At 40.1% G+C, this 18,003-nt stretch carries 14 protein-coding genes, 1 rRNA gene and 1 pseudogene; 14 read left to right on the top strand and 2 right to left on the bottom strand.

From position 1 onward, the window contains the following. Positions 1 to 75 precede the first annotated feature (75 nt). Together rrf and NXS11_RS06835 are read left to right on the top strand one after the other, a co-directional pair. Positions 76 to 190: ribosomal RNA gene (gene rrf / locus NXS11_RS06840) — 5S ribosomal RNA — on the top strand. A gap of 61 nt (positions 191 to 251) precedes the next feature. Further along, positions 252 to 2,180 carry an FUSC family protein gene (locus NXS11_RS06835; RefSeq protein WP_259200054.1) on the top strand — a complete coding sequence of 643 codons (1,929 nt, stop codon included), beginning with the start codon at positions 252 to 254 and terminating at the stop codon, positions 2,178 to 2,180. Between the two features lie 53 nt (positions 2,181 to 2,233). Here NXS11_RS06835 and pdxR read toward each other — a convergent pair whose 3' ends face one another. Further along, on the bottom strand, positions 2,234 to 3,631 hold the full coding sequence (gene pdxR, locus NXS11_RS06830; RefSeq protein ID WP_259200053.1) for a MocR-like pyridoxine biosynthesis transcription factor PdxR: 1,398 nt from the start codon (positions 3,629 to 3,631) through the stop codon (positions 2,234 to 2,236). A gap of 98 nt (positions 3,632 to 3,729) precedes the next feature. Between pdxR and pdxS the strand changes: the two genes are divergently transcribed. Beyond that, positions 3,730 to 4,617, top strand: a complete 888-nt coding sequence (gene pdxS / locus NXS11_RS06825; RefSeq protein ID WP_044361168.1) for a pyridoxal 5'-phosphate synthase lyase subunit PdxS — start codon at positions 3,730 to 3,732, stop codon at positions 4,615 to 4,617. A 1-nt stretch (position 4,618) separates the two neighbouring features. Then, on the top strand, positions 4,619 to 5,176 hold the full coding sequence (gene pdxT, locus NXS11_RS06820; RefSeq protein WP_259200044.1) for a pyridoxal 5'-phosphate synthase glutaminase subunit PdxT: 558 nt from the start codon (positions 4,619 to 4,621) through the stop codon (positions 5,174 to 5,176). Between the two features lie 229 nt (positions 5,177 to 5,405). On the opposite strand, the gene NXS11_RS06815 is transcribed toward pdxT, so the two are convergent. Next, positions 5,406 to 6,611 (bottom strand): NupC/NupG family nucleoside CNT transporter, encoded by a 1,206-nt coding sequence (locus tag NXS11_RS06815; RefSeq protein WP_259200041.1) that lies wholly within the window; start codon positions 6,609 to 6,611, stop codon positions 5,406 to 5,408. A gap of 166 nt (positions 6,612 to 6,777) precedes the next feature. Here NXS11_RS06815 and NXS11_RS06810 point away from each other — a divergent pair, with 166 nt between their 5' ends. The 10 genes and pseudogenes from NXS11_RS06810 to cysS all read left to right on the top strand — a co-directional run bounded on the left by NXS11_RS06810 (position 6,778) and on the right by cysS (position 18,003). Next, positions 6,778 to 7,239 carry a CtsR family transcriptional regulator gene (locus NXS11_RS06810; RefSeq protein WP_259200038.1) on the top strand — a complete coding sequence of 154 codons (462 nt, stop codon included), beginning with the start codon at positions 6,778 to 6,780 and terminating at the stop codon, positions 7,237 to 7,239. 131 nt (positions 7,240 to 7,370) lie between these two features. Then, positions 7,371 to 7,793: pseudogene (locus NXS11_RS06805) on the top strand (UvrB/UvrC motif-containing protein); the annotation flags it as partial. Then, a complete protein-coding gene (locus NXS11_RS06800; RefSeq protein ID WP_373319386.1) occupies positions 7,786 to 8,787 on the top strand; it encodes a protein arginine kinase in 1,002 nt (333 codons plus the stop codon). The pseudogene NXS11_RS06805 and the gene NXS11_RS06800, both read left to right, overlap by 8 nt. Before the next feature lie 15 nt (positions 8,788 to 8,802). Beyond that, on the top strand, positions 8,803 to 11,250 hold the full coding sequence (locus NXS11_RS06795) for an ATP-dependent Clp protease ATP-binding subunit (RefSeq protein WP_259200033.1): 2,448 nt from the start codon (positions 8,803 to 8,805) through the stop codon (positions 11,248 to 11,250). Between the two features lie 155 nt (positions 11,251 to 11,405). Further along, complete coding sequence (gene radA / locus NXS11_RS06790; protein WP_259200032.1) at positions 11,406 to 12,770, top strand: DNA repair protein RadA; 1,365 nt, start codon at positions 11,406 to 11,408, stop codon at positions 12,768 to 12,770. A 115-nt stretch (positions 12,771 to 12,885) separates the two neighbouring features. Continuing rightward, positions 12,886 to 13,572 (top strand): 2-C-methyl-D-erythritol 4-phosphate cytidylyltransferase, encoded by a 687-nt coding sequence (gene ispD / locus NXS11_RS06785; RefSeq protein ID WP_259200030.1) that lies wholly within the window; start codon positions 12,886 to 12,888, stop codon positions 13,570 to 13,572. Positions 13,573 to 13,575: 3 nt separating this feature from the next. Continuing rightward, positions 13,576 to 14,058, top strand: coding sequence for a 2-C-methyl-D-erythritol 2,4-cyclodiphosphate synthase (gene ispF / locus NXS11_RS06780; protein WP_259200028.1), 483 nt, complete (start codon positions 13,576 to 13,578; stop codon positions 14,056 to 14,058). 158 nt (positions 14,059 to 14,216) lie between these two features. Then, the gene (gene gltX, locus NXS11_RS06775) at positions 14,217 to 15,671 is read left to right on the top strand and encodes a glutamate--tRNA ligase (protein ID WP_259200027.1); all 1,455 of its coding nucleotides are present in this window, start codon (positions 14,217 to 14,219) and stop codon (positions 15,669 to 15,671) included. A gap of 306 nt (positions 15,672 to 15,977) precedes the next feature. After that, positions 15,978 to 16,619 (top strand): serine O-acetyltransferase, encoded by a 642-nt coding sequence (gene cysE, locus NXS11_RS06770; protein WP_259200026.1) that lies wholly within the window; start codon positions 15,978 to 15,980, stop codon positions 16,617 to 16,619. Beyond that, the gene (cysS, locus tag NXS11_RS06765; protein WP_259200025.1) at positions 16,603 to 18,003 is read left to right on the top strand and encodes a cysteine--tRNA ligase; all 1,401 of its coding nucleotides are present in this window, start codon (positions 16,603 to 16,605) and stop codon (positions 18,001 to 18,003) included. The genes cysE and cysS overlap by 17 nt, the downstream gene beginning before the upstream one ends.

The raw sequence follows: 18,003 nt of genomic DNA, 5'->3' as shown, positions 1-18,003 counted from the left end.
AATTTTTTCACAAGGTTTTGTTTGTGTAACATGAATACTTACTATCTAGTTTTGAATGTATAACATTCAACTTTATCTGGTGCCTATGGCAAAGAGGTCACACCTGTTCCCATGCCGAACACAGAAGTTAAGCTCTTTAGCGCCGATGGTAGTCGGACTTACGTTCCGCAAGAGTAGGACGGTGCCAGGTAATTTAATGGGAGAGGTCATTTTGACTTCTCTTTTTTTATGCATTTGGGAGGAGGATTATCATGAAAGCCTATTTGAAAAATGTGACTCATGTTGCGGTGGAAAAAATTGATGTTAATCGTGGCATACGTCAGGGAATCTTAATGTTGCTACCGTTATTGTATGGTGTGCTCACGCATCAAATATCTCTAGCACTGTTAATGTCTATCGGTACATTTGCTCATATTTATGTGTTTAGTGGAACTTTTACATCGCGTATGCGAGCTGTTACCTTTGCAACATGTGGCTTAGTTGTAGCGATGATGTTAGGTACTTTAACTGTAAGCTATCCATTGCTATTTGGCATAGGGTTGCTAGTTGTAGCAGTGGTTCCTCATTATATTTTTACTACATTACATATTCCCGGACCGTCTGCTACTTTTTTTATTATTGCCTATAGTTTGTCTAGTGTTATGCCTCAACAACCAGATGCTTTTCTTTATCGGGGTTTAATGGTTGGGATAGGTGGTCTATTAGGCATAGCGCTTGTGTTTATAGAGAGCAAATTGAAAGGAGAACAACCTGAGCAAGCGGCAGTTCAACAAGATTTTGAACATGTGTATCAACTTGTACAGCATTTTAACGACCAAGTACGTTTTAATGAATTGACTAAATCTGCGGTAAATGGTTTGATGATGTCATCTGATATTTTGAGTACTACACGTTCTACGCTACAGAAAAAGTCTGTAGGATATCAGCGATTGATTCTCTTACATGGTGTGGCAGAAGGGATTTATTCTGAACTATTGGAGTTGAATGCGAAAGGGCATCGTCCGCTTCCACCTGTTGTAGTTGAAATGATGGAATATGTGACATCAAGTATCGTTAAAGGAGTTAAACCTAATGAACCTTGGCGACAACGTATAGATGTTCCGCCCCAATACGATGCTTTAGTGCAGCTTATTTTCAAAGTTGAAGAAGTGTTACAAATGCCAGCAGACCAAGTGAAACGCCAAACACATGTGACATCTCCGCAGTATATGGCACGTTTAAAGTATAATTTAACGCCTGAATCGATGAATTTCATTGCAACATTAAAATATACAGTTATTATTGGTTGTGCGATTGTTATTGCCCTCGTCTTTGATTTTGAGCGTGCATATTGGATTCCTTTAAGTGCGCATACGATTCTCCTTGGTGGTACCACAGTTGCAAGTATTGAACGTGCAGGTGCTCGTTGGGTTGGGACACTCATAGGTATTGGTATTTCAGTAATTGTCTTATTATTTGAACCAAGCCTTTTGGTAGTAGTACTGGTTATGTGTATTTGTAGCGCATTGACTGAAATGTTGATTGCCGCTAATTATGCTTTGGCTATATGTGTAATCACGGTACAAGTTATTTTATTAGGTGGATTAGCACAAGGGCATTTGACAAGCATGATTGCATTGCCTAGATTTCTGGATACAACAGTGGGCATTTTGATTGCAGTGATTGGTATACTTTTGATTGGGCAGCGCTTAGCGAGTAAACGGCTACCTGAGATGATGGGGAATGTTGTACGTATAGAAAGCCAAATGTTCCATTATTTATTTTCCGACGTTGGCTATACGATTTCAAAAACAGCACAGCATGATGTTTTACGCATGAAGCTACAAATTGATAACATGGAGACGATGTATCGTCACGCTTATGGTGAATGGTCTTCTAATAGAAAGCGAACACAGTATTATTATCCAGCGATGTTTTTATTGAGACAAATTCATTTTAAATTACTACAGTGTTTTCAAGTGCCTCCTAAGGACAAGTTGAATTCAGAAACGATGGGAGCATATTTGTTAGTATATGAAAACATTGCTAAACATTTAGAGTATGGTATGTCACAAGAGGATGTGGTCATGTTACCGACTTTACAAAATTATGCACAAATAAGACGTGCAATGATGCAATTGCAAGAGATTGCACTTTATGATAAAGGGAATCAGCGTAACCCTCATTTATTAGCGGATTAAATATTAAGCCTCCTTACAAAGCTTTATTTCAAGGCTCTGTAAGGAGGTTTTTGTTATTGTAGTGCATGAATGAGTTGTTCAGCATGATTGGCTAATTGACTGTCCTCGATACCACCAAATCCTAATACAAAGCGTGGTGTTGGGTTGTCGGCATGAAAACGATAGTGTGACAATGGTTGAATATCAATAGCGTGTGCCTTAAATCGCTGTATGCACTCTTGCTCACTCAAACCATTCACAATGGTGACTACGAAATGCATACCCGTTTGCGCACCGCTGATTTGGCAAAGATCTGGATATTGTGATAAGTAGTCGAGCAATACGTCACGTTTTTGACGGTAGATTTTGCGCATGCGATTGAGATGCCGTTCAAATTGATTGCTTTCCATAAAACGACTAACCATATATTGTGTATGGCGTGGCACGGTACCACCTTCAATATTTATAGTTTGTTGGTATTGCTTTGCCAACTGAATGGGTAAGACGGCGTAAGCAATACGAATACTCGGTGCGATGGATTTTGAAAAGGTGCTGACGTAAATGACACGCTCTGCCTTATCCAAACTTTGAAGTGCGGGTATCGGTTTGCCTTCGTATCGAAATTCAGAGTCATAGTCGTCTTCAATAATATAGCGTTCTGGGTGTGCGCTTGCCCATTTGAGTAACTTTATACGATTCTGTAAGTTCATCGTTACGCCTGTTGGGAATTGATGACTGGGCGTGATATATACAATATTGTCATCATACTGCGCAATCTGTTCAACCTGAATGCCATCTTGTTGTACCGGAATAAAATGATACGGTATATGTTTGCGTGACAGTAATTGCGGTACTTGTGGATAGATGGGATCTTCCAACATAAACGTGTGTTGTTCTGGTAACAAGTCTGTAATGATAGACAATAATTGTTCCGTGGATGATGCGATAATGACTTGTTCAGGTGTTGATTGAACGCCACGGCTGTGAAAAAGATAATGACTAATTTGTTGACGCAACGTAAAATCACCTTGCTGGTCTCCGGCTTCAATCAATGTATGTTGCAATGTATCAAACGCTTCTTTGGCATATTTACGAAATAGTTCAAATGGAAAATGGGCTTTGTCAATGGCGCCTAATTGAAAAGCATAGCGTGGTGCAGATGCTTCTGTATAGGATATAGGTGTTATATTAATCTCACGTTGTGTTGTTGTGAGAGGCAAAGTATCAATGTCACTCACAAAGAAGCCAGAACGTTGCTTGCTGTAAATATAGCCTTCATCCATCAGTTGAGCATAGGCGTTCTCAATCGTTGTTTGGCTAATAGAGAGATAGTCTCCTAATAGGCGCTTGGATGGTAGTTTTTCGCCTTCTTGCAGTTGTCCATTAATAATACTATTACGAATTTTTTCGTATAATTGCATATAAATCGGTTGTTTGTGTGACTTATCGATATGAAACATCAGCATTTCCATTGTTATCTGACCCCTTAGTATTTTGCTAATTTGATACTTTAACCAGTTCAGTTATTAGTATAAGCTACATCTAAATATACATAAAGGGGGAATTTTTTATGACGAAACAAGTCGGATCAGAACGTGTAAAACGTGGTATGGCAGAAATGCAAAAAGGCGGCGTCATTATGGATGTCGTGAATGCAGAACAAGCGAAAATTGCGGAGGCAGCAGGTGCAGTGGCCGTTATGGCATTAGAACGTGTGCCATCAGATATTCGTGCAGCGGGTGGTGTTGCACGTGCATGTAACCCAAAAATTGTCGAGGAAGTAATGAATGCTGTATCCATTCCGGTTATGGCGAAGTGTCGTATTGGTCATATTACAGAAGCACGTGTATTGGAAGCAATGGGTGTTGACTACATAGATGAATCAGAAGTATTAACGCCAGCAGATGAAGTGTTTCATCTGAAGAAAAGCGACTATACGGTACCATTCGTATGTGGATGTCGTAACTTAGGTGAAGCGGCACGCCGTATTGGTGAAGGTGCAGCGATGTTGCGTACGAAAGGCGAGCCGGGAACAGGGAATATTGTTGAAGCGGTACGTCATATGCGTCAAGTGAATCAAGAAGTCGCACGCATTACGGTAATGAGTGACGATGAATTGATGACAGAAGCGAAAAACTTAGGTGCACCGTATCACATCTTACAAGATATTAAAAAGCATGGTCGCCTACCAGTGGTTAACTTTGCGGCAGGCGGTGTTGCGACACCACAAGATGCAGCATTGATGATGGAACTTGGTGCAGATGGTGTGTTTGTTGGATCAGGTATCTTTAAGTCTGAGGATCCTGAAACGTTTGCGAAGGCGATTGTACAAGCAACGACACATTACCAAGATTATGAGTTGATTGGTCGTTTGGCAAAAGATTTAGGTGCGGCAATGAAAGGGTTAGATATTAACCAACTATCACTGGAAGAACGTATGCAAGAGCGTGGTTGGTAAGATGAGAATAGGTGTGTTAGCATTACAAGGCGCCGTACGTGAACATATGCGACAAATTGAAGCATGTGGACATGAAGCAGTCGCAGTGAAAACTGTCGCATTACTAGAGACGTTGGATGGTTTAGTAATACCAGGTGGTGAATCAACGACATTACGTCGCCTCATGACGTTATATGGTTTTAGAGACGCATTGCGCACATCTTCATTGCCGATGTATGGGACATGTGCAGGCTTAATCGTGCTTGCACATGATATTGAAGGTGAAGAAGGTTATTTGCAAAAGTTAGATATTACGGTTGCACGTAATTCGTTCGGACGCCAAGTCGATAGCTTTGAAGCCATGCTGGATATTGAAGGGATTGAACAACCTGTAGAAGGTGTCTTTATTCGCGCACCACACATTCAATCTGTCCGTGATGGTGTAACAGTATTGGGAGCGATTGACGATAAAATGATTGCCGTGCGACAAGGGCGTTATCTTGGTGTGTCATTCCATCCAGAATTGACGGATGATACAACAATGATGCGTTACTTTATTGAACAAGTGATTGGCTCGTAATGTGAGTGGGAAATCTCATTTTTCTAAAAAGGTTCCGTTGACCCATCTTGGAAATGATAAACGGTGTTTGGAAAACAGGGGTTTTAATAGAACTTCACGGTTTGACAAAATGAGAAAAATGATTGTGTTTACTGTTACGGTATTATGCATATTTGAAAAAATAAGAAGGCATACTTAATAGAAAAGCCATTAAAATTCGATACAGAATTTTAATGGCTTTTATTATGGATTAAAGGAAGAATCCAGTAATTGTTGCTGAGATAAATGATACGAGTGTTGCACCGAATAAAAGTTTTAATCCGAAGCGTGCAACCATGTCGCCTTTTTCATCGTTTAATGATTTGATGGCACCTGAGATAATGCCGATTGAGCTGAAGTTGGCAAATGATACTAGGAAGACTGAAACAATACCAACTGCACGGTCTGATAAACCTTGTACTTTGCCAAGTTCTGTCATTGCGACGAATTCGTTAGATAATAGTTTAGTTGCCATGATTGAACCAGCATCAACGGCATCACTCCAAGGAATCCCTGTTAAGAATGCAAGTGGTGCGAAGACGAAGCCGATTAATGTTTGGAAGTTCCAATCTACTGAACCGCCAGATACGAGGCTGATAAGACCACCAACAAGTCCGTTTAATAATGAGATAAGAGCGATATAACCGATTAACATCGCGCCTACAATCACTGCAACTTTAAAACCATCTAAAATATATTCCCCTAACATTTCAAAGAATGATTGTTGTTTTTGATCTGTATCGATGATTAACTTGTCATCTTCTTCGTTCACTTTGTAAGGATTGATAATAGATGCAATGATAAAACCACCGAATAAGTTTAAGACAACAGCTGTTACGACATATTCTGGTTTAATCATAGTGAAATATGCCCCAACGATTGATGCTGAAATCGTAGACATAGCAGAAGCTGTCAATGTGTATAAACGATGTTTCGGAATGTATGGAAGTTGTTTCTTCAATGAAATAAATACTTCTGATTGCCCTAAAATTGCTGAGGCTACCGCATTGTATGATTCTAAACGCCCCATACCGTTCACTTTTGAAATTAAGAAACCAAGAACGTTAATAATAAGCGGCAAAATCTTCAAATATTGTAAAATACCGATTAATGCTGAGATAAACACAATTGGTAATAAAACGTTAATGAAGAAAGTGGACGCGCCATCATTCATTAGACCACCGAATACAAAGTTAATTCCTTCTGATGCTTGTTTTAACAAATAAGCAAACCCTGATGCGACGCCTCCAACGATTTTGATACCAATGTTTGTTTTAAGTAAGAAAAAGGCTAAGACGAGTTGGATGACAAGCATAAGGCCAATGTATTGCCAACGCACATTCTTTTTGTCTGAACTTGCAAGGAGTGCGAGGGCTAAGAATACAATGATGCCGACAATCCCTATGATAATATGCATGAAGTAACACCTCTTATTAAATTATTTAAAATTTTACTAGCTCTATAATACAACATAAATGAAAGCATTGACATAACAATATTAAAGAATTGAAAAAACATATTGGTTGAAAAAGGTCAAAGATGGTCATATAATATAGTCAAAGATGGTCAAAAGGGGTGATATGATGCATAATATGTCAGATATCATAGAACAATACATTAAAAAACTTTTTGAAGAGGCACAAGCAGATGTTGTAGAAATACAACGTGCGAATATTGCCGAACGTTTTGATTGCGTACCATCTCAGCTTAATTATGTCATAAAAACACGCTTTACTAATGAGCATGGTTATGAGATAGAAAGTAAGCGTGGTGGTGGCGGCTATATACGCATCACGAAGATAGAGACGAAAGACCATGCAAACTATATTAAGCACTTGATGTCGTTGATTGGTACATCGTTATCACAACAACAAGCATACTACATCATTGATGGTTTGTTAGAGAATGAGCTAATCACTGAACGTGAGGCTAAGATGATTGCAGCGGTGGTTGATCGTGAAACATTAAAAATGGATGTAGCATCGAGAGATATTATTCGTGCTAATATATTGAAGCGCTTGTTACCAGTGATTAATTATTACTAGAGATGAGAAGGTGATGCGTCATGTATCGTCAAGAAGAACAAACATTACAATATAGTAAAGCGAACAAAGCAATGGCTACGCAGTTATACCAAGAACCTGTTCATGGGCAATCGGATGAACATTGGCATGAAGGTGATGATGTTGAAGGGACGTTTGTCATTCAACAAATCCTCCAGCATCTTGCGGCAAAACATGGCATCAATGTTGATCAACGGATGTTTCGTGAAGAGAAGCGATGTCCGACGTGTCAGATGACGTTGAAAGATATTGCACATGTTGGGAAGTTTGGTTGTCATGATTGTTACGAGACATTTCGTGAGGATGTTGCGGATATTGTACGCCGTGTGCAAGGTGGACATCTCGAACATTCGGGGAAGTATCCAAAATCATCGCATACTAAACGCGCTTTAAAACGTCAGATTGAAGAAAAGCGTGCGTATTTAGAGACATTAGTAGCACAACAAGCCTTTGAAGAAGCGGCTGTTGTACGTGATGAGATTCAGGCGTTGGAACAGACGCAGCAAAGTGAGGTGTCGAGTCGCCATGATGAATGAACATAACACACCGTTATCAAGCGGGCAACAACAGGAACCAACGCGACCTGTGGTAATGTCTTCACGAATTCGTTTAGCGCGTAATCTTGAAAATTACGTCCATCCATTGATGTTTCCGAATGAAGATGAGGGACATCGAGTGGTTAACGAAGTGCAGGACGCATTGACAGATTTGAAGGTGCAACGCCTGAATGATATGGATCAACAAAGTGCTTATAAGTTGGTGGCGAAGCATTTAATTAGTCCAGAACTGACGAAGCAACCAGCAGCGGCAGTGTTGTTGAATGATGATGAATCAGTCAGTGTAATGGTCAATGAAGAAGATCATGTACGTATTCAAGTGATGGGGCAGGATTTGTCACTAGACGATTTATATCAACGTGCATCGAATATTGATGATCAATTAGATGCAGAAGTTGAGATTAGTTATGATGAAACACTCGGTTATTTAACAACATGTCCAACGAATATTGGGACAGGTATGCGTGCAAGTGTGATGTTGCATCTTCCAGGGCTATCAATAATGAAACGCATGAGTCGCATCGCACAGTCGATTAACCGCTTTGGTTTTACAATTCGTGGTATTTATGGCGAAGGTTCTCAAGTATATGGTCATGTGTATCAAGTGTCGAATCAACTGACACTTGGCAAGTCGGAACAAGAAATTATTGAGGCACTAACGGAATTAGTTACGCAGATTATCAATGAAGAACTTGAAGTGCGTCAACGCTTGTTAGCCCACAAGGAAACGGAGACGCTAGATCGTATTTATCGTTCACTCGGTATTTTAAAATATAGCCGACGCATTTCAGTAGAAGAGGCGTCTTATCGTTTAAGCGATATTAAGTTGGGTGTTGATTTAGGTGTACTAGACATGCCAGATTTTGATTTTAATGCCATGATGATTGCCATCCAATCACCATTTTTAATAGATGAAGAAACAACACAATCAATCGAATCAAAACGTGCAGATATTTTAAGACAGTATTTATAAATTGGAGGTTGAGTTATGTTATTTGGTAGATTAACAGAACGTGCACAACGCGTGTTAGCACATGCACAAGAAGAAGCGATTCGTTTCAATCATTCAAATATTGGGACGGAGCATTTATTACTAGGCTTGATGAAAGAACCTGAGGGTATTGCAGCAAAAGTATTAGAAAGCTTTGATATTACAGAAGAAAAAGTAGTCAATGAAGTTGAAAAATTGATTGGTCACGGTCAAGAACATATCGGGACGTTGCACTACACACCTCGTGCTAAGAAAGTCATTGAATTGTCAATGGATGAAGCACGTAAATTGCAACATAACTTTGTGGGGACAGAACACATTTTACTCGGTTTAATTCGTGAAAATGAAGGTGTTGCTGCACGTGTATTTGCAAACTTAGACTTGAATATTACAAAGGCTCGTGCACAAGTTGTCAAAGCACTGGGTAGCCCTGAAATGGCATCGAGCAATGGACAAGTATCCAAATCAGATAATACACCAACGTTGGATAGCTTGGCACGTGACTTAACTGTGATTGCAAAAGATGGAACATTGGATCCTGTTATCGGACGTAGCAAAGAAATTACACGTGTCATCGAAGTGTTGAGTCGCCGTACGAAAAATAACCCAGTACTTATCGGTGAACCGGGTGTTGGTAAAACAGCGATTGCAGAAGGTTTAGCACAAGCGATTGTCAATAACGAAGTGCCTGAAACACTTAAAGGCAAACGTGTCATGTCATTGGATATGGGTACGGTGGTTGCAGGTACAAAATATCGTGGTGAATTTGAAGAACGCTTGAAAAAAGTGATGGAAGAAATTCATCAAGCGGGTAACGTGATTCTGTTTATTGATGAGTTGCATACGTTGATTGGTGCGGGTGGTGCAGAAGGTGCAATCGACGCGTCTAACATCTTGAAACCAGCGTTAGCACGTGGAGAATTACAATGTATCGGTGCAACAACATTAGATGAATATCGCAAACATATTGAAAAAGATGCGGCACTTGAGCGCCGTTTCCAACCGGTACAAGTGGACGAACCAAGTGTTGAAGATACAATTGCGATTTTAAAAGGTTTGAGAGACCGCTATGAAGCGCATCACCGTATCAATATTTCCGATGAAGCAGTGGAAGTAGCAGCGAAGTTAAGTGATCGTTATGTACAAGATCGTTTCTTGCCTGATAAAGCGATTGATTTAATTGATGAAGCGAGTTCAAAGGTACGTTTGAGACATCATACAACACCAACGAGTTTGAAAGAATTAGAGCAACAAATTGAACAAGTGAAAAATGAAAAAGACGCGGCAGTTCATGCGCAAGAGTTTGAAAATGCGGCGAACTTGCGTGATAAACAAACAAAATTAGAGTCACAATATGAAAAGGCGAAAAGCGAATGGAAAAACAACCAAGATGAACGTCAAACAACACTTGTGGCAGAGGACATTTCAGAAGTTATCGCAGGTTGGACAGGTATTCCATTAACACGTTTAAATGAAACAGAATCTGATCGTTTGCTCAAGCTTGAAGAGATTTTACATGAACGTGTCATTGGTCAAAAAGATGCGGTAACGTCCATTTCTAAAGCGGTACGTCGTGCGCGTGCAGGTCTTAAAGATCCAAAACGTCCGATTGGTAGCTTTATTTTCTTAGGACCAACAGGTGTCGGTAAAACAGAACTCGCACGTGCATTGGCTGAATCGATGTTTGGTGAAGAAGATGCAATGATTCGTGTCGATATGAGTGAGTACATGGAAAAACATGCTGTGAGTCGTTTAGTCGGGGCACCTCCAGGATATGTAGGTCACGATGATGGTGGTCAATTGACGGAAAAAGTACGTCGTAAACCATACTCAGTCATTTTATTCGATGAAATTGAGAAAGCACATCCAGATATTTTCAATGTATTATTACAAGTGCTTGACGACGGTCATTTAACGGATACTAAAGGACGTCGTGTAGACTTTAGAAATACAGTTATTATTATGACGTCTAACGTTGGGGCACAAGAATTACAAGACCAACGTTTCGCAGGTTTTGGAGGAAAATCAGAAGACAGTGACTATGAAACAATTCGCAGCACAATGATGAAGAGCTTGAAAAATGCTTTCCGTCCAGAATTTTTAAACCGTGTAGATGATATTATCGTCTTCCATAAATTAGACAAAGAAGAATTGAAAGAAATCGTCACAAAAATGGTCAATCAATTAACAAAACGTTTATCAGAACAAAACATTCATGTTAGTGTGACAGAAGCAGCAAAAGAAAAAATTGCTTCAGAAGGTTATGACCCTGAATATGGTGCTCGTCCACTCGTTCGTGCAATTCAAAAAACAGTAGAAGATAATTTGAGTGAGCTTATTCTTGAAGGTAAGGAATTGGATGGTAAATTAGTCACTGTTGATTACGATGGAGAGACATTCCAATACGATGTGACTGAGCGTCAAGAAGTAGAAACAACAGCATAATGCATGATAAAGGTTGGGGCAATGACATCCTTGATAAGAAGGGGTCTTGCCTCAATTTTTTAGTTGTTCGATTATGAAAGGGTGTCGTCATTGTCAAGTGATGATTGCCAGTATAAAATAGATTGGGTAGATGACAGAGATGGAGGTGTGTTGGCATGGCGAGAAAGAAAGTAACTTTTGAATGCACAGCGTGTGGTTATCAGACGCCTAAATGGATGGGAAAATGTCCGAACTGTGGTGCATGGAACAGCATGGAAGAAACGATTGAACAAAAAGCAGCGAGTCCGAAACATGGCGTCCGTAGCGAATCGACAGCAAAAGTACAAAAGCTAAATGATGTGAGGCAAGAACAGACACCACGTATTTTGACAAACAGTAGAGAGCTGAATCGCGTGTTAGGTGGCGGTATTGTGCAAGGTTCACTCGTACTGATTGGGGGCGACCCAGGTATTGGGAAGTCGACATTGTTATTACAAATGTGTGCTTCATTGTCGAAAGAACGCAAAATTTTATATATTACAGGTGAGGAGTCCCTCAATCAAACGAAGCTGCGTGCAGATCGTTTGGAAGAAGATGCCAGTGCATTGAATGTATTTGCGGAGACGAACTTGGAAATTATTCATGAAGCGGTGAAGAAGATAGAGCCAGAGTTGATTGTTATTGACTCGATTCAGACGATTTTCCATCCGGATATTACGTCGGCGCCAGGTTCTGTCTCTCAAGTGCGTGAAAGTACGCAAAGTTTGATGCATATCGCCAAACAGATGAACATTGCGACATTTATTGTTGGACATGTGACGAAAGAAGGTCAGATTGCAGGGCCTCGTCTGTTAGAACATATGGTGGATACGGTCTTATATTTTGAAGGCGATGAACACCATGCCTATCGTATTTTGCGTGCGGTGAAAAACCGTTTTGGTTCCACGAATGAAATGGGTATTTTTGAGATGAAGCAGTCTGGTTTGAAAAGTGTTATGAACCCGTCTGAGATGTTTTTAGAAGAGCGCTCCTCTAATGTACCAGGTTCTACAATTGTCGCAACGATGGAAGGAACGCGTCCATTACTTATCGAAGTTCAAGCACTTGTGACACCGACGACGTTTAATAATCCAAGGCGTATGGCGACAGGGATTGACCATAATCGTTTGAGCTTGTTAATGGCGGTATTGGAGAAGAAAGAGGGTTACTTACTTCAACAACAAGATGCGTATATTAAAGTCGCTGGTGGGGTGAAATTAACAGAGCCAGCGGTAGACTTAGGTATTATTATTGCGACGGCAACGAGCTTTAAAGACCGTGCTGTAGATGGTTTGGATTGTTTTATTGGAGAAGTTGGATTGACAGGAGAGGTACGACGCGTCTCACGGATTGAACAACGTGTGCAAGAAGCCGCAAAACTCGGTTTTAAGCGTGCGATTATTCCACAAACAAATATCGGTGGTTGGACATTTCCAGAAGGCATTGAAGTGATTGGTGTAACGTCAGTACATGAAGCATTGAAATACGCATTGAAGACATAGCAGGACAGGTGTACTTATAGGATGATGGTATGACTATTTAGTAGTGTGCGAAAGTTATCTGTTCTATGGAAGCGTACTTGTTTGTAGGCGATAAAGTAAAAAGGTGGCTAAATAAATGACGAATTATCACGTGATTATCCCAGCAGCAGGGAAAGGGACACGTATGGGATACACATATAACAAATTATTGATTAAAATCGCACAGCAAACGATCATTGAGCATACCGTCGATGTTTTTCAACAAGATTCGGCGTGTAAAGGAATTTACCTTGCAATTCAGCCTGATGACCGTGAACAATTGACGAAGTTGTTGGCGCGTTTCGATAAAGTGAAAAAATTGGTCGCAGGGGGTCGTGAGCGTCAAGAAAGCATTCATAAAGTCATTGATCAACTAGACGTAGCAGAGGACGATGTCGTGCTGGTTCATGATGGCGCGCGTCCTTTTATTACGCAATCAGTGATTCATACGCTTGCTGATGCGATTAATACCCACGGTGCAGCGGTTATCGGTGTTAAGGCAAAAGATACGATTAAAGTAGTGCATAATCAATTTGTTACTGAAACATTAGCGCGTCAATATTTATGGCAAGTACAAACGCCACAAGGAGCAACTTACGGTGTATTGAAACATGCTTATGAGACAGCGCAGGCTGAGGGCATCGTTGGTACAGATGATGCATCATTACTTGAACATGCAGGTCAGTCGGTGTTTATGGTAGAAGGCAATTACGATAACATTAAAGTGACGACGAAAGAAGATTTAACAAATGCACAAGCAATTATTGAAAAAAGGAGCGAATAGATCATGTTTAGAGTAGGCTTAGGTTATGATGTTCATGCGTTTGATGCAGCACGTCCGTTAATTATCGGTGGTATTGAAGTGCCACATACGCATGGCTTAAAAGGTCACAGTGATGCAGACGTATTATTACATGCCATTACAGACGCATTTTTAGGTGCCTGTGCACTAGGTGATATTGGTAAATTATTCCCAGATACGGATAGCCAGTTTAAAGATGCAGATTCTAAAGTGTTGTTAAAAGAAGCCTATGCAGAAGTAAAAGCACTCGGTTATGTAATTAATAACGTTGACGCGACAATTATTGCAGAACGTCCAAAGTTTCGTCCGCACATTGATACGATGCGACAAGTGATTGCAGACTTGTTTGAAGTCGATGTCGAACGTGTAAATGTCAAAGCGACGACGAGTGAAAAACTTGGCTTTACAGGTCGTCAAGAAGGTATTGCCGCGCAAGCGATTGTGTCCGTAATCCAGCAACAAGGTTAGGATAGCTGATGGCTAAAGTGTGTTTGTACTTAGAGGCTAGCCACAAATCGAGTTACCTTTATCGGGGCATACAATGAAATCTTTGTTAAAACATGAGATTTCTGTAGGACTCTCATGCTATAATATAACAATTGAAGATTAAAACAGGAGTGAATACGATGAGTGAACGAGTAAGAGTAAGATATGCACCAAGTCCAACAGGTTATTTGCATATCGGTAACGCACGTACAGCATTATTTAACTATTTATTCGCTAAACATTATGGTGGCGACTTTGTGATTCGTATTGAAGATACGGATTCAAAACGTAACTTAGAAGACGGTGAATCATCACAATTTAACAACTTACAATGGTTAGGGCTTGACTGGGATGAATCAGTGGACAAGGATAAAGGTTATGGTCCATATCGTCAATCTGAACGAGGTCATATTTATCAACCATTAATTGATCAGTTGTTAGCCGAAGATAAAGCGTACAAATGTTATATGACGGAAGAAGAGTTAGAAGCAGAACGTCAAGAACAAATTGCACGCGGCGAAATGCCAAGATATGGCGGTAAACATGCGCACTTAACAGAAGAAGAGCGTGCACAATTTGAAGCGGAAGGTCGCAAACCATCGATTCGTTTCCGTGTACCGCAAGATCGCACGTATAAGTTCGATGATATGGTTAAAGGTGAAGTGTCATTTGAATCAGACAACTTTGGCGACTGGGTTATCGTGAAAAAAGACGGTGTGCCAACCTATAACTTTGCGGTTGCGGTAGACGATCACTATATGGAAATTACAGACGTTATTCGTGGTGATGACCATATTTCTAATACACCAAAGCAATTAATGATTTATGAAACATTTGGTTGGGAACCACCACGTTTTGGTCATATGACACTAATCGTTAATGAACAACGTAAGAAATTGAGTAAACGTGATGGTCAGATTTTACAATTTATCGAGCAATATCGCGATTTGGGTTACCTTCCTGAAGCGATTTTCAACTTTATCGCATTGTTAGGTTGGTCTCCAGAAGGCGAAGAAGAGATTTTCTCTAAACAAGAATTCATCGATATTTTTACTGAAAAACGTCTATCAAAATCACCGGCATTTTTCGATAAACAAAAGCTTGAATGGATTAATAACCAATACATGAAGGAGAAAGATGCTGAGGCGGTATTCGAAATGACATTGCCACATATGATTAAGGCAGGTTTATTACCAGAATCACCATCTGAAGCGGATCTTGAATGGGGGCGCAAATTGGTTGCGTTATACCAAGAACAAATGAGTTATGCAGGTGAAATTGTACCGCTTTCTGAATTGTTCTTCCGTGACGAAAAAGCATTAGATGAAGCGGCTCAAGAAGTATTGAATGGAGAACAAGTGCCAGAACTGATGCGTGTATTGAGTGGTAAGTTAGAAGCGCTTGAATCATTCAAAGCAGAAGATATCAAGAAAGAAATTAAAGCAGTGCAAAAAGAAACGGGTATTAAAGGTAAACAACTCTTTATGCCAATTCGTGTTGCAGTTACTGGACAAATGCATGGACCAGAATTGCCAAACACAATGGAAGTACTTGGCAAAGATAAAGTGCTCACACGTATCCAAAAGCTACTCTAAACGTGTGCGAAGTATTTAACTTGATATCAATGGATAAATCGACTACTATTAAAGTGATTTGGAATAAAGGATTAGTAAGCTACAATGCGTGTCTCAGAGAGTGTACGGTTGCTGCGAGTACATCATGTATATAGCTGAATGCACCTTTAGGATAACAATGCTATAGCAAATAATGAGTGAATATACCTAGCGTGATGCTGGTGTATATTAATGAGAGTGGAACCGTGCAACAGCACCTCTGACAATGAATGTTAGGGGTGCTGTTTTTACGAATATAAAACCTTGAGAAATGAGGGGGGAACGCAAATGTTAAGACGTATGATGGATGATGTGAAAATGGTATTCGAGCAGGATCCTGCTGCGCGTTCAGCTTTTGAAGTCATTACGACATATGCGGGGTTACATGCAGTATGGAGTCATTTAATTGCACATAAACTATACCAAAAGAAGCACTATATTTTAGCGCGTGCCATTTCACAAGTTTCACGCTTTTTCACAGGTATCGAAATACATCCAGGTGCTAAGATAGGGCGGCGCTTATTTATTGATCATGGGATGGGTGTCGTCATCGGTGAAACATGTACGATTGGTGATAACGTAACGATTTATCAAGGTGTGACGTTAGGTGGAACAGGGAAAGAAAAGGGCAAGCGTCATCCAGATATTGGCGACAATGTTCTGATTGCGGCAGGTTCAAAAGTACTAGGCAATATTAAAGTGCATTCTAATGTTAATATTGGGGCGAATTCAGTGGTACTAAGAGATGTTCCAAGTTACACAACGGTTGTAGGGATTCCTGGACGTATTGTTAAGCAAGATGGCAAGCGTATTGGTAAAACGTTCGATCACTTGAACTTACCAGACCCAATTTATGAACAAATTAAGCAACTTGAAAAGCAACTCGAACAAACGAAAAACGGGGAGATTAAAGATGATTACATTATATAACACATTAACGCGTCAAAAAGAGCCGTTCAAACCGATTGAACCCGGCAAGGTCAAAATGTATGTATGTGGCCCAACTGTATACAACTACATTCATATCGGGAATGCACGTCCAGCTATTAACTATGATGTGGTAAGACGTTATTTAGAATATAAAGGGTTTGAAGTGAACTATGTATCTAACTTTACAGATGTGGACGATAAACTCATTAAGCGTGCACAAGAATTAGGTGAAACAGTTCCGGAAATCGCAGACCGATATATTAAAGCATTTTATGAAGATACAGGTGCTTTAAATGTAAAACCAGCGACGTCTAACCCACGTGTGATGGATCATATGGATGAAATCATCGCGTTTATTAAAAAATTAGTTGATGAGGGTTATGCGTATGAAAGTGGTGGTGATGTTTACTTTAGAACGCGTCAGTTTGATAAGTATGGCAAGCTCAGTCACCAATCACTTGACGATTTAAAAGTAGGTGCACGTATTGAACAAGGTGAAAACAAGGAAGATGCGTTAGACTTTACTTTGTGGAAAAAAGCGAAACCGGGTGAAATAAGTTGGGAGAGTCCATTTGGCGAAGGACGTCCGGGCTGGCACATTGAATGTTCTGTTATGGCGTTCGAGAAGTTGGGACCAACAATTGATATTCATGCAGGTGGCAGTGACTTACAGTTTCCACACCATGAAAATGAAATTGCGCAATCTGAATGTCACAACCATGCACCATTTGCAAACTACTGGATGCACAATGGTTTCATCAATATAGATAACGAGAAAATGAGCAAGTCACTCGGAAACTTTATTTTAGTCCATGATATTATTAAAGAAATTGATCCAGATGTGTTGCGTTTCTTTATGATTAGTGTGCATTATCGCAGCCCAATCAACTATAACTTAGAGCTCGTTGAAGCGGCAAAAAGTGGATTGGCACGTATTCGCAATAGTTACGAAGCATTACTTGCGCGTGAAGCGATAGCGACGGATTTAGTTGTCGAACAGGCATACATCGATCAAATTGATGCGATTTTAGCGCAGTTTGAAAAAGTGATGGATGATGATTTTAATACAGCAAATGCGATTACTGTGTGGTATGATTTGGCGAAACTTGCAAATAAATACTTGTTAGAAGACAATACAGCAACAGCAGTCATTAACCACTTTAAAGAAGTATTCCAAATCTTTAGTGATGTATTAGGTGTTCCGTTACAATCAGCGCAAGCGGCAGAATTACTTGATGCGGACGTTGAGGCATTGATTGAAGAACGCAATGAAGCGCGCAAAAACAAAGACTTTGCACGTGCTGATGAGATTCGTGACCAGCTCAAAGCACAAAACATTATTTTAGAAGATACGCCACAAGGTGTGAGATTTAAGCGTGTCTAA

Source organism: Staphylococcus americanisciuri (assembly GCF_024814435.1).
Taxonomy (GTDB): domain Bacteria; phylum Bacillota; class Bacilli; order Staphylococcales; family Staphylococcaceae; genus Staphylococcus; species Staphylococcus americanisciuri.
This window is presented reverse-complemented; position numbering and strand designations above follow the sequence as displayed.